Source organism: Pseudomonas acericola (SeqCode) (assembly GCF_053456465.1).
This window is the reverse complement of sequence record NZ_JBRFJB010000001.1, coordinates 354,479-367,431: the sequence shown is the minus strand read 5'-3', so window position 1 is coordinate 367,431 and position 12,953 is coordinate 354,479. Positions and strand designations below refer to the sequence as shown.

Annotated in this window: 13 protein-coding genes; 6 read left to right on the top strand and 7 right to left on the bottom strand. The window is 58.6% G+C overall.

All coding sequences use genetic code 11. The features are described 5' to 3' along the window. Positions 1–144: 144 nt before the first annotated feature. The 6 genes from ACU688_RS01720 to acs all read right to left on the bottom strand — a co-directional run bounded on the left by ACU688_RS01720 (position 145) and on the right by acs (position 6,962). On the bottom strand, positions 145–909 hold the full coding sequence (locus ACU688_RS01720) for an ABC transporter ATP-binding protein (RefSeq protein ID WP_124528187.1): 765 nt from the start codon (positions 907–909) through the stop codon (positions 145–147). 27 nt (positions 910–936) lie between these two features. Then, complete coding sequence (locus ACU688_RS01715; RefSeq protein ID WP_448183438.1) at positions 937–2,049, bottom strand: succinylglutamate desuccinylase/aspartoacylase family protein; 1,113 nt, start codon at positions 2,047–2,049, stop codon at positions 937–939. A 1-nt stretch (position 2,050) separates the two neighbouring features. After that, positions 2,051–2,749: an ABC transporter permease gene (locus tag ACU688_RS01710; protein WP_017734152.1), complete on the bottom strand. Its 699-nt coding sequence runs from the start codon at positions 2,747–2,749 to the stop codon at positions 2,051–2,053. Next, complete coding sequence (locus tag ACU688_RS01705; RefSeq protein WP_010208305.1) at positions 2,746–3,435, bottom strand: ABC transporter permease; 690 nt, start codon at positions 3,433–3,435, stop codon at positions 2,746–2,748. Before ACU688_RS01705 ends, ACU688_RS01710 begins: the two co-directional genes overlap by 4 nt. A gap of 91 nt (positions 3,436–3,526) precedes the next feature. After that, positions 3,527–4,312, bottom strand: coding sequence for an ABC transporter substrate-binding protein (locus tag ACU688_RS01700; RefSeq protein ID WP_448183437.1), 786 nt, complete (start codon positions 4,310–4,312; stop codon positions 3,527–3,529). 694 nt (positions 4,313–5,006) lie between these two features. Further along, a complete protein-coding gene (gene acs / locus ACU688_RS01695) occupies positions 5,007–6,962 on the bottom strand; it encodes an acetate--CoA ligase (protein WP_017734150.1) in 1,956 nt (651 codons plus the stop codon). Between the two features lie 397 nt (positions 6,963–7,359). Here acs and ACU688_RS01690 point away from each other — a divergent pair, with 397 nt between their 5' ends. The 6 genes from ACU688_RS01690 (at position 7,360) to ACU688_RS01665 (ending at position 11,840) form a co-directional block, all read left to right on the top strand. Beyond that, positions 7,360–7,629 carry a DUF2790 domain-containing protein gene (locus ACU688_RS01690; protein WP_026136438.1) on the top strand — a complete coding sequence of 90 codons (270 nt, stop codon included), beginning with the start codon at positions 7,360–7,362 and terminating at the stop codon, positions 7,627–7,629. A 485-nt stretch (positions 7,630–8,114) separates the two neighbouring features. After that, complete coding sequence (locus ACU688_RS01685) at positions 8,115–9,365, top strand: ribonucleotide-diphosphate reductase subunit beta (protein WP_448183436.1); 1,251 nt, start codon at positions 8,115–8,117, stop codon at positions 9,363–9,365. Between the two features lie 50 nt (positions 9,366–9,415). Further along, positions 9,416–9,604, top strand: coding sequence for an HNH endonuclease (locus ACU688_RS01680; RefSeq protein WP_448183435.1), 189 nt, complete (start codon positions 9,416–9,418; stop codon positions 9,602–9,604). Positions 9,605–9,612: 8 nt separating this feature from the next. Beyond that, entirely contained in the window at positions 9,613–10,257 is a 645-nt protein-coding gene (locus tag ACU688_RS01675; protein WP_448184016.1) for an HAD-IB family hydrolase, read from the top strand. A 149-nt stretch (positions 10,258–10,406) separates the two neighbouring features. Then, positions 10,407–11,354 carry a hypothetical protein gene (locus ACU688_RS01670; RefSeq protein WP_448183434.1) on the top strand — a complete coding sequence of 316 codons (948 nt, stop codon included), beginning with the start codon at positions 10,407–10,409 and terminating at the stop codon, positions 11,352–11,354. 105 nt (positions 11,355–11,459) lie between these two features. Continuing rightward, positions 11,460–11,840 (top strand): helix-turn-helix domain-containing protein, encoded by a 381-nt coding sequence (locus tag ACU688_RS01665; RefSeq protein ID WP_448183433.1) that lies wholly within the window; start codon positions 11,460–11,462, stop codon positions 11,838–11,840. Positions 11,841–12,229: 389 nt separating this feature from the next. Here the strand turns inward: ACU688_RS01665 and ACU688_RS01660 are convergent, their stop codons facing one another. Continuing rightward, the gene (locus ACU688_RS01660; protein ID WP_448183432.1) at positions 12,230–12,784 is read right to left on the bottom strand and encodes a hypothetical protein; all 555 of its coding nucleotides are present in this window, start codon (positions 12,782–12,784) and stop codon (positions 12,230–12,232) included. Positions 12,785–12,953: the final 169 nt, after the last annotated feature.

Sequence of the window (12,953 nt, the reverse complement as noted above, 5' to 3'; positions counted from 1 at the left end):
GGCTTGCCTGCGATAGCGGTGGGTCAGTTGGCACATTTGTTTCTGATACACCGCTATCGCAGGCAAGCCAGCTCCCACAAGGGATTGGGGCCAGCCTCAAGACTGTGGAGCATGCACTAATTCAGTGCACAAAAGCAGCCTTGATTATTTCAAGCTACCCGACAAAAACTGCTGCAAACGCTCGGACTGCGGGTTCACCAGCACTTCACGCGGGTTGCCGCGTTCTTCGACGATACCTTTGTGCAAGAACACCAACTGGTTCGACACTTCACGGGCAAAGCCCATTTCGTGGGTCACCACCACCATGGTGCGGCCTTCCTGGGCCAGGTCCTGCATCACCTTGAGCACTTCACCGACCAGCTCCGGGTCGAGGGCCGAGGTGGGTTCGTCAAACAGCATCACCTCCGGTTCCATCGCCAGGGCACGGGCAATCGCTACGCGCTGCTGCTCACCGCCGGACATATGGCCTGGGAACGCATCCTTGCGATGGCCCACGCCGACTTTGGCCAGGTAGTGCTCGGCCTTTTCCCGGGCGTCTTTTTTCGACATGCCCAGTACGTGTACCGGCGCTTCCATCACGTTTTCAATAGCCGTCATGTGCGACCACAGGTTGAAATGCTGGAACACCATGGACAGGCGCGAACGCATGCGTTGCAACTGTTTAGGGTCGGCGGCCTTCATGGCGCCGTCCTTGTTGGCCACCAGTTTCAGCTCTTCGTTGTTGAGCAGAATCTTGCCGGCGTGGGGTTGCTCCAGCAGGTTGATGCAGCGCAAAAAGGTACTTTTGCCCGAACCACTGGAACCGATGATGCTGATCACATCACCGGCCGCGGCGGCCAGGGACACACCTTTGAGCACTTCATGACTGCCATAGCGTTTATGCAGGTCTTGGACTTCAAGTTTGTACATGCGGTCGGTTCTCACAAAAACAGGTGGTCAGTCGTTGAGCAAGCGCCCGTGACGCAGCGCTTCGCGCCCCGCCACCTTGGCCAGCCAGAAACCCGCTTGGGCATATCGTAGCCGTTCAACGGCAAACAACACCCCGGACGTGCCCGCGCAGATAATGCTCACGCGGTCTTCCAGGGGATCAATCACTTCAAAAATCGCTTCGCCTGCTTCTACCCAGTCACCGGCTTGACGCAGGTAACTGATCACCCCGGCGTGGGGCGCAAACAGCAACTCGGTGCCTTCGAAGGGCATGCCTTCGCAGGGTTCGTGTTGCGGTGCGGGCCACTCGCCTTTGATCAAGCCTTGTTCGGCGAGGAACGCGAGAATGCCTTCGGCGTGAGAGATCGCTTCGTCGCGGCCGGTGTCGGCTTGACCGCCCAACTCCAGCGTCGTCGCCAGGCACGCCAGCGGGATTTGCGCCTCGGGGAACGCGCGGGACAAGCGCAACCACGGCAACGAACAGGCTTCATCAAACGAACTGCCGCCGGAATCTTCCGCCAGCAGGCCGACCTTCACATTCAGATGCGCCGACAACGAACGCCACTGCGGCCAGTGTTGCGGCAGCGCGTACATGTGCAGCGCGGCTTCGGCGTCGCAATGCAGGTCGAGTACCACGTCTGCCGTGCAGGCGTGGCTCAGCAAGATGCGTTGCATGCCTTGCAGCTGGCTGCTTGGCGCGGGCAATGCGTCCAGTGCAGCGCTCATCGCCTGGCGGATCAGGCGCACGTTGGCGTGGGGGTCGTCCCCCAGCTTGCCGTCGAGCAGCGCGGCAACCGGTTCGCTCAACTCGACGAAATCACGGTTGAAGTTCTTGCCACTGCCCACTTCGAAACGCCCCTGGTGACTGCCTTGCAGCAACTGGCCAAGGCCCATCGGGTTGGCCACTGGCACCAGCTCGATCACGCCGTTGAGGGCGCCTTGCTGTTCCAGTTCAGTTAGGCGTTTTTTCAGCTCCCAGGCGGCGCGCATGCCAGGCAATTCATCGGCGTGCAGACTGGCCTGGATATAGGCCTTGCGCTCGCCGTGGCCGAAGCGGAACACGCTCAGCTGGCGCTCGCAACCCAGGTGGCCCCAGGGCAACAGATGATCGATACGTTCCATCTCAATGCTTCCGTGGAGCCAGGTAGCTCAGCCAGCGGCGCTCGGCCAACTTGAACAGGCGCACCAGGATGAAGGTCAGGCACAGGTAGAACACGCCAGCGGTGATATAGGCTTCGAACGGCAGGTAGAACTGGGCGTTCACCGTGCGCGCGGCACCGGTGATGTCGATCAGGGTGACGATGGAGGCCAGGCTGGTGGTCTGCAACATCATGATCACTTCGTTGCTGTACTGCGGCAGCGCGCGGCGCAGGGCCGACGGCAGCAGGATGCGGCGGTACAGCTTATAGCGCGACATGCCCATGGCCTTGGCCGCTTCGATCTCGCCATTCGGTGTGGCCTTGAGGCTACCGGCGATGATTTCGGCGGTGTAGGCGCTGGTGTTGATCGCAAACGCCAGGCACGCACAGAACGTGGCACTGGACAGCAGCGGCCACAGGAAGCTTTCGCGTACCGCTTCGAACTGGGCCAGGCCGTAGTAGATCAGGAACAACTGCACCAGCATCGGCGTGCCACGGATCACATAGGTAAACAGCCAGGCCGCGCCGTTGACCACCGGCTGCTTGGACACGCGCATCAAGCCCAAGGGCAAGGCGGCGAGCAGGCCGAAGAACAGTGAGATGGCGAGCAGTTTCAGGGTGGTCAGCAAGCCGCCAAGGTACAGCGGCATGGCCTCCCAGATGACGTTGTAGTCGAAGATCATAGATCAGCCGCCCTTACGCCTACCGAGTAGCGCTTCTCAAGGTGACGCAAGGCCAGCAACGACACGCTGGTGATCACCAGGTACATCGCCGCCACTGCGAGGAAGAAGGTAAAAGGCTCGCGAGTGGCGTCTGCCGCCTGCTTGGCCTTGAACATCATGTCTTGCAAACCCACCACCGAGATCAGCGCAGTGGCCTTGGTGAGTACCAGCCAGTTGTTGGTAAAGCCGGGGATCGCCAGACGAATCATCTGGGGCACCATCACCCGGAAAAACACCTGGAAACTGCTCATGCCATACGCAAGGCCGGCCTCGGCCTGGCCCTTGGGAATGGCCATGAAGGCGCCACGGAAGGTTTCCGACAGGTAGGCGCCAAAGATGAAACCCAGGGTGCCGATACCGGCGGCCAAGGGGTTCAAGTCAATATAGTCGTCGTAGCCCAGCATCGGCGCGACGCGGTTGAGCAGGTCCTGGCCGCCGTAGAAAATCAGCAGGATCAGCACCAGGTCGGGGATCCCGCGGATCACCGTGGAGTACAAGTCACCCAGCCAGGCCAACCAGCGCACCGGCGACAGGCGTAACGCGACCCCGATCAGACCCAGAACAATGGCCAAGGCCATGGACGACAAGGCGAGCTGAAGTGTCAACCATGCGCCATCGAGGATGACGGCCCCGTAGCCTTTCAACATGATTCAGGTCCTCGAAAAGGGGGATGAAAAAATGGCGCAAACCGCAGGAATTCTGTTGCTTGCGCCATTTCGGACAGACAGCTAGGACGATTTACTGGGCTTCAGGCCCGTAGATGTCGAAGTTGAAGTACTTTTTCTCGATTTCTTTGTATTTGCCATTGGCACGGATCGCGGCGATGGCAGCGTTGATGCGGTCCAGGTTTTCCTTGTCGCCTTTACGCACCGCGATGCCAATGCCGTCACCGAAGTATTTGGCGTCGGTGAAGGATGGGCCGGTGAACGCGTAGCCTTTGCCGGCGTCGGTCTTCAGGAAGCCGTCTTCCAGCAGGGTGGCGTCGGCCACGGTACCGTCGAGGCGACCGGCAGCCACGTCCAGGTAGATTTCGTTCTGGGTGCTGTAAGGAACAATGGTGGCGCCTTTTGGAGCCAGCACTTCCTTGGCGAAACGGTCGTGGATCGAACCACGCTGCACGCCGATTTTCTTGTCTTTCAGCTCAGCCAGGCTGTCGCTGACTGAAACGCCTTCCTTCATCACCAGGCGCGCCGGGCTCAGGTAGTAGCGTTTGGTGAAATCGACGGACTTCTTGCGGTCGTCAGTGATGGACATGGACGACAGGATCGCGTCGATCTTGCGCACTTTCAGCGCAGGGATCAGGCCGTCGAACTCTTGCTCAACCCACGTGCACTTGACCTTCATCTCTTCGCACAGCGCGTTGCCGATGTCGTAGTCAAAACCCACGATGCTGCCATCCGGCGCCTTCGAGGCAAACGGAGGGTAAGCCGCTTCGATACCAATTTTCAGAGGCTTCTCATCAGCGAAAGCCTGCATGGACAGCACGGACAGCGCCAGGGCGCCCAACAGCACGAGTTTCTTCATCTTGGGACTCCATCGGTATAGGGCAAAACAGCAGTATGAGCCATGGCCCACGATGCGACTTAAGGAAAACCGAATTGCGGTGCTGCGTCCTACACCAGTTACACACTGGAGACGACGAGCGAGTGATCGGCATTCTAACGACAGGCCGGAAGCCGATATTTCCTCAATGCGACAACAATTTACAGAAGCACTGAGAAAGCGGTTCCAGCACATTGACAGCTTCTGATTTTTATGCAGAAGCAAAAGATATTAAACCTGTAGATACTGCAAATTGCGGGCCTATTATTCGCAAACCCTTCTGGGACGGCAAGTCTGGCGTTTAATCTTATTTACGAGGGTGTCTAAAACGCGGCTTTTCGGGGCATGGGTGTAGCACATTGCCTCATGTTTGGGCGCTGGGTTACACATTTGGCAACGCCGGTAACATTCAGAAACCTCCTACGAGAGAAACCGATATTTATTGGCTTGAGGGTTATGGGGACCTGTCAGAGCACCGCCAGCATTGATTGGCAATGCATCCCCATGTGGGAGCTGGCTTGCCTGCGATAGCGGTGATTCAGCTGGCAGATATGTAGCTGACTCACCGCTATCGCAGGCAAGCCAGCTCCCACATTTGATCTCCATTGGTGTTGAGATCCCACAAAAAAGCCCCATCCGGCTTACACCGAACGGGGCTCTGTACCACCAACCCGTCTTACGCGACGTTCATGGTCTTGTGCGTCTCGATCAAATGCGCCACCACACCCGGGTCCGCCAAGGTGGAGATATCCCCCAACCCGTCGTACTCGGCCGTGGCAATCTTGCGCAGGATCCGCCGCATGATTTTCCCCGAACGCGTCTTCGGCAAGCCCGGCGCCCACTGGATCACGTCCGGCGAAGCAATCGGCCCGATTTCTTTGCGCACCCAGTTTTTCAGCTCCAGGCGCAGCGCTTCGTTCGGCTCTTCGCCATTCTTGAGGGTGACATACACATAGATGCCCTGGCCCTTGATGTCATGCGGCACACCGACCACCGCCGCTTCGGCGACTTTCGGGTGGGCAACCATGGCACTTTCGATCTCGGCGGTGCCCATACGGTGGCCGGACACGTTCAACACGTCATCCACACGCCCGGTGATCCACCAGTAGCCGTCTTCGTCGCGACGGGCGCCGTCACCGGTGAAGTACATGCCACGGAAGGTCTTGAAGTAGGTATCGACAAAACGATCATGGTCGCCGTACAGGGTGCGCGCCTGGCCCGGCCACGAATCGAGGATCACCAGGTTGCCTTCGGCAGCGCCTTCGATGATGTTGCCCAGGTTGTCCACCAGTGCTGGCACCACGCCAAAGAACGGCCGCGCCGCCGAACCCGGCTTGAGCGCGTGGGCGCCCGGCAGCGGGCTCATCAGGGTGGCGCCGGTTTCGGTCTGCCACCAAGTGTCCACGATCGGGCAACGGGATTGGCCGACGTTCTTGTAGTACCAGTCCCACGCTTCCGGGTTGATCGGCTCACCCACCGAGCCCAGCAGGCGCAAGCTGCTGCCGTCCACGCCTTCGCAGGCGGCGGTGCCGGACGCCATCATTGCGCGAATCGCGGTCGGTGCGGTGTAGAGGATATTGACCTTGTGCTTGTCGACGATCTTGCCTACGCGGGTGATGTCCGGGTAGTTCGGCACGCCTTCGAACAGCAGCGTGGTCGCGCCATTGGCCAGCGGGCCGTAAACGATATAGGTGTGGCCAGTGACCCAGCCGACGTCGGCGGTGCACCAGTAGATCTCGCCCGGACGGTAGTCGAACACACGCTCGTGGGTCAGCGCCGCGTAAAGCAGGTAGCCGCCGGTGGTGTGCTGCACGCCCTTCGGCTTGCCGGTGGAGCCGGAGGTATAAAGGATAAAGAGGGCTTCTTCGGCGCCCATCTCTTTAGGCGCGCAGACCGTGCCGGCCACTTTCATCAGGTCTTCGTACCAGATGTCGCGATGCTGGTTCCACTTGATCGCGCCGTTGGTGCGTTTGCACACGATGACTTTCTGAATGCTGCTGGTTTCCGGGTTGGTCAGGGCGTCGTCGACGTTGGCCTTCAGCGGAATCTTCTTACCGGCGCGGATGCCTTCGTCGGCGGTGATCACCACCTTCGACTTACAGTCGATGATGCGACCGGCCAGGGCTTCCGGCGAGAAACCGCCAAACACCACGGAGTGAATCGCACCGATGCGGGTACACGCCAGCATGGCGACCACGGCTTCGGGGATCATCGGCATATAGATAGTCACCACGTCGCCGCGATGCACATCCTGGCCGCGCAAGGCGTTGGCGAACTTGCAGACTTCTTCATGCAGCTCGCGGTAAGTGATGGTGCGGCTTTCGGAAGGGTCATCGCCTTCCCAGATGATGGCTGCCTGGTCGCCACGCTCGGCGAGGTGACGGTCCAGGCAGTTGTAGGAAACGTTCAGGGTGCCATCGGCAAACCACTTGATATCGACATGGTGATCGTCGAACGAGGTCTGCTTCACCGCGGTGAAAGGCTTGACCCAGTCAAGGCGCTTGGCTTGCTCACGCCAGAAACCGTCGGGGTTGACCACCGACTGCTGGTACATGGCCTTGTAGGTCGCCTCGTCGGTCAGCGTGTTGGCTGCTACTTCGGGGCGAACGGGGTACAGGGAAGCCGCACTCATCTTTCTTACCTCGGTGACAATAGTTGTTTTTGTATGCCCTGTTGTAGCCGGGGCTGCCCCATAGAACCATTCGACGATGGTAGTAACAAGCCCCTACATTTTGCCCTGCTATCAGCTTTGACTGCTCTGGCCCGCGGCCCGTGGCGCTTTGCGCCAGGATGAAAAAAGCTTTACCACGGGATTGTTACAAAAACCGCCAACAGTGTTTATCAAAAGCACGGGTATATGAATATAACCCGCAGGCCTAGAATCACTTCCGCCAACACAGGCACTGTGATTAACACCGCAACAGCCCCCACGAAGGCAACGTTAATCCGAAACAACCAACCCTAAGTTACACACGCGGCCTCACAAGGGCCCCGTGACCCCTTTCGCCCTGAATAAGGTAAATACAGAAATGAAAGCTCTAGTAGTTATGGCCCTCAGCAGCTTGTGCGCCACCGCCGCCCTGGCCGACGAAGCCCCGACTGACGTAGCTAGCCGCAACGCCCCGATTGTTGAAGACTACACTTACAGCACCCACCTGGATGTGGCCAAAGTATTGTCCATGAGCAGCATTCCAGAAGTCTGCGAAGTTGTACCGGTGAAGATGGAATATGAAGATTCGCAAGGCCAGCGTCATATTCTTAATTACCATGTAATGGGTAATGGTTGCTCTAACGGATAACAACTTGGTGAGTGCAAGTTGAACCTGATCTTATTCGCCGCAAGAAATCGTTCTTGCGGCAAAAAAACCGTCCCCTCCTCCCCTCGCTGCGCCCCCTCGAAAAAAATCCTGCCGCTCGTCCCTCCAGCCAACCCCAGCAAACCCGCGCCTTGGCTTGAAAAGCAGGCTTTTTGTCTGCGATCCGTGACCATCCGCCACAACACAAAGCCGATTTTTTCCCTATAATGCGCGGGTAAATCGGGCCTGCAATATCCCTTTACACTGGGATGAAGAGCCAGACCTGAGGCCCCGCTGGAGCAAACACCTGCGCTCCGCCCCTCAAGCCTCAAGCAGACCACCCGTAACCCTGATTCCGTTTAATGCCTGCGCGAGCTGTTGCAAGAAACGATTCCTTAAGATCCACCGCGGCCTCTGGGCCGTGTGAACACCCAACCATCCGGTTTCACACGGGCACCTTTGAGCCCTCACGCAGGAGACGACACGTCATGCTGAGCTGGGACGAATTCGACAAAGAAGAAGAAGGCGAAGTTGCCACCAAAGGCGCCAACGCCGGCCACGCCACCGAAGCCAACATGGACCGCCTCGACGGTGCTGGTGCCGCCGCCGCCGTGGAAGCGCGCGCCGTCACCGCCAACGACTCCGCCGCCATCATCCGCGCCAAGGCCGCCCTCGACAAACTCGACATCGCCGAAGGCCTCGCCGAGCTCGAAGGCGCCTCCGCCCGTGTCGCCGTTGACGAAAAGCGCATGATTAACTGCCGCGCAGACCTCAACCAACTCGTGCCGTTCAAGTACGACTGGGCCTGGCAGAAATACCTCGACGGCTGCGCCAACCACTGGATGCCGCAAGAGGTCAACATGACCGCCGACATCGCCCTGTGGAAAAACCCCGAAGGCCTGACCGACGACGAGCGCCGCATCGTCATGCGCAACCTGGGCTTCTTCTCCACGGCGGATTCGCTGGTCGCGAACAACCTGGTGCTGGCCGTTTACCGCCTGATCACCAACCCGGAGTGCCGCCAGTACATCCTGCGCCAGGCCTTCGAAGAGGCGATCCACACCCACGCCTACCAGTACTGCATCGAATCGCTGGCCATGGATGAAGGCGAAATCTTCAACATGTACCACGAGATCCCATCGGTCGCGAAAAAGGCCGCTTGGGGCCTGAAGTACACCCGTTCGATCTCCGATCCGAAGTTCGAAACCGGCACCGTCGACACCGACAAAGAACTGCTGCGCAACCTGGTCGCCTACTACTGCGTCCTGGAAGGCATCTTCTTCTATTGTGGCTTCACCCAGATCCTGTCCATGGGCCGCCGCAACAAAATGACCGGCGTGGCCGAGCAGTTCCAGTACATCCTGCGCGATGAGTCGATGCACCTGAACTTCGGTATCGACGTGATCAACCAGATCAAAATCGAAAACCCACACCTGTGGGATGCCGAGATGAAGGAAGAAGCGACCCAGATGATCCTGCAAGGGACCCAGCTGGAAATCGAATACGCCCGCGACACCATGCCGCGCGGCGTACTGGGCATGAACGCCGCGATGATGGAGGACTACCTCAAGTTCATCGCCAACCGTCGCCTGTCGCAGATTGGCTTGAAGGAAGAATACCCAGGTACGACCAACCCGTTCCCGTGGATGAGCGAGATCATGGACTTGAAGAAAGAGAAGAATTTCTTTGAGACCCGAGTGATCGAGTACCAGACTGGCGGCGCGCTGAGCTGGGATTGATTCCTGAGCCAAGCAGCATCCAGAAGCCCTGACGTGTTCAGGGCTTTTTTATGTCCCGTGATTGGCCATTTCTTGAAGCACATCGCACCAGACACTTGGCGCAGAAGGGTTCGGATCGCACCAGCAATGCTGTAGCCTTGTGCTCCAATTGCCATCAGCCATTGATACGCGAGCAAATGCCTGTTGTCACAGCTGATGCACTTCCAAAAAAATTAGATAGGACCGAGGCCAACCCGTGAACCCAGACATGCTCGAAGCCGGCCCCGCTGATGCCAAAGTACTTTCCGTCTTTGACTTCGACGGCACCCTGACCCACCACGACAGTTTTGTGCCGTTCCTCAAGTTTGCCTTTGGCAAGGCTGAGTTCTGCCGGCGCATAGTGAAGCTGGCGGTGCCCGGGCTGCGGTTTCTGCTGCGGCTGACCAGCCGGGATGAGTTGAAGGCGCAGTTGATCCGCACCTTTATGACCGGCGTGGAGAAGGCTTGGGTGCAGCAGCAGGCGCAGGCCTATTGCCAGGCGTATTGGAACAAGTTGATGCGCCCGAGTGGCTTGCAGTCGGTGGCGGATGAGTTGAAGTCCGGCGCGGTGGTGACACTGTGCTCGGCGTCGCCGGCGCTAGTGTTGCAACCGTTTGCCGATCGGCTGGGGATCAAGTTGATTGGCACCGAGCTTGAGGTGGTCGACGGGGTGTTGACCGGCAAGCTCACCGGGAATAATTGCCGGTGTGAAAACAAGGTGCTGCGCCTTGAAGCGGTGTATGGGGACCTTGGGGAGTATCGGCTCAGGGCCTGGGGCGATACGCGCGGGGATCGGGAGTTGTTGGCGGCGGCGCAGGATGCGCATTTTCGGCATTTTCATACGAAGAAGAAGCGGGCTCGGTTGCAGCGGTGATGCCAGTGGATGGGGTGGGCAAGAAGATTGAGTCGATCCCTTCGCAGTCTCGCTAGGGCTCGACAGCTCCCACATTTGATAGCTTCTGTTGCTGATATTTAGGGCAAATCCCGCTATTAATAGCGAAACCTCTCACGGACCCGAGCCCCATGAAATTCGACACGGCCTACAGCCTGAGTCTCGATGAAAAATTGTCGATCTACGACGTCCGAGACCTGAATTTCGACGAAACTGCGGATTTCGACTCCGACAAGGACCGTTTCCTCTGCCCCAACGACGAATGCCGTGCCGCATTCGATTCAGGTAATGCGCTGAGTACCTTCAACGCAAAAAACGTCAACTACCAGCGCACACCGCACTTCAAGAACAAGACCGGCACCCGCCATATCGACGGCTGCCGTTATGCCAGCACGCACAAGGCCGCATCGGGTGAAAGTGACGACGAGCGCGAGGACAATTTCCCATCGGAGTTTGTGCTCACCCGACGTCAGTACGAACGCAAAGCCCCCCTCGCCGGCGTTGAGGGAAACACCCCGCAAGATCCAACGAAAGCCCCTTCAAGCCCCAGCAGTGCCGCCCACGCAGGCAGTGAGGCCATCCCGGACAAAACCAGCGTGTTCGCCCACCCGGTGGAGTGCTACGTGTCGAATATCGACGACAAGGACAAGCTTAAAAGCATGCCCTTGAAGATCGGCGACCATACCGCGACCTACTGGACATTTTTCAAGAAGATCGAATACCTGCAAGACAACAAGGGCCTGATCTACTGGGGCAGGATCAAGACGATCAAGGACTACACCAGCAGCTTTCGCATCGACTTCGAAAAGAAGGTGTGGCTCGACAAGAAGCCTTATTCGGTGAACGTCTACCTGAGTAAAAAACTGATCGAGAGCTACCGCAAGCGCAAAGCCTTCCTGGAACAGATCAAGGCTGCGGCGGACAGTGAACAGCCGTTGTATTGCTTCTTTTACGGCGTGACGCCGGAGCTGAAACAGGTGCCCAGCAAGAAGAATCCCGAGCAGACGTTCGGGGTGTTCAGCGCAAACATCGAAAACCTCGACCATCTGATTATTCGGGAGGCGCAGGGGGTGGAATAGCTGCTCGCCGGGAACCCATAAAAAATCCAGTTGATAGACGGTCAAAACAACTGTACAAAAACACAGTATAGTTTGCCCTCCCCCGTCAAACCCTGGAGAAACCCCATGTCCTCCCTGGCAATGAGCTCTTTCGTAGAACAGCAGATCGTCCTGCACCAATTCACCGCCAAGCACAGCGCACAGGCCCGCGCGATGCTGGGCTGGAGCCGCGAAGACCTGGCCCGTCAGGCAGGCGTGGCAGTAGAGGCGGTGCAACGCTTTGAAAGCCATGCCGACGTGGAGGATGAAACCCGTTTGACCCTGGCGTTTCGGCTGGAGGCGGAAGGGCTGGTGTTCTTCCCGGGGTTTGCGCCGGGATGGGGGGTGAATGTGCGCAGGTCTCCCCCCGCCCCTACCGAACCTGCCGAGCCCGGTATTATCTCGCGGCTGATGAGCTCAACAGCAGTGTCCGTTGATTCACCAACCCCTCATCCGAACGGTGCGTAGAAGGCAGCCGTATTGCCAGCCGATCAGAGCACCGTTTTAGTGGACACTTGAGCCGCCTGCTCATACCCACGGGCTACAGCGAGCAATTAATGCTGGAGGTATTGATGCGCTTGAGTGTTGGCTGGTGGTCCGTCGCAGCGCCATCGCGGTCGTCGTTGAACTTGACCAAGTCGGTCAGTGATTTTACAGGCAGTCGGCGGTGGGGCTGCCGCTAATTGCCGGGCGGCTTGTTGGAGAATCGAATGCACACCATAAGCAACTCCTGAGGTCAGAAATAACGAAGGATCAAGGTCGATCCGTCCGACAGTCCAAGAACCCCAGCCCCCCCACGCGTTAAGACCATGGCCACTCACGGTGTGGGATGGTTCAACGCGCTCTGTAATGATGCCCTACATCTGCGAAACCTGCTGGCGATACGCCTGAGCCAGCACGGCCAACGAGTCTCGCGACCACCTCGCGCCATAGAAGCGAAGTTTCACGCCATCCTCCAGCGACACGCAGAGGCTGGGATACCCGCTCCGGCAGGCATCATGAAACGCGTCGCTCAGGTCCTCCGACACCAACGCATCAAGGCAATGCCGGGTCACGAGAGCATCGATTTCGTTGATGACCTGCAAGGTAAATTCAAGGTTATGGTCCGCACGCTGAGCATCCACCTCAACCAGTTGCGCGCCGGCCTGACGCAGGATGTCGAAGGCTCGGCGCAAGGCGCGACTGTGTTCGATAGGTTCGACATGACCACCCTGCACATACCGCCCGGCAAAACCGATGCGCCACCCGGCGAGCGTCTGGGGAACGGTGAAGGTGGTGTTATTCAGTACCAAGGGGACTTCGACCATCACTGGCCCCGTCGGCTCGATACCACTCAGGGCGATAAGCGACAACGAAGGGTCGCGTGCAGGCTTCATCAGCGGGGCCAACGCGTTGTATCCCGGAATACGCACAGCGCCCTCAGAGTGTTCAGTACCGAAGACGATACCGGCCGGGTTCACTTTGTCGGGTTTTACAGGCGTCTGCGCAGACTCAAGGCCACCACCTTCCCCTGCCGCAGGCAACACCTGCTCGTGCCTGCACGAAACGCCCACTTGCCAGCTCTTCCTACAATCGCGCTCC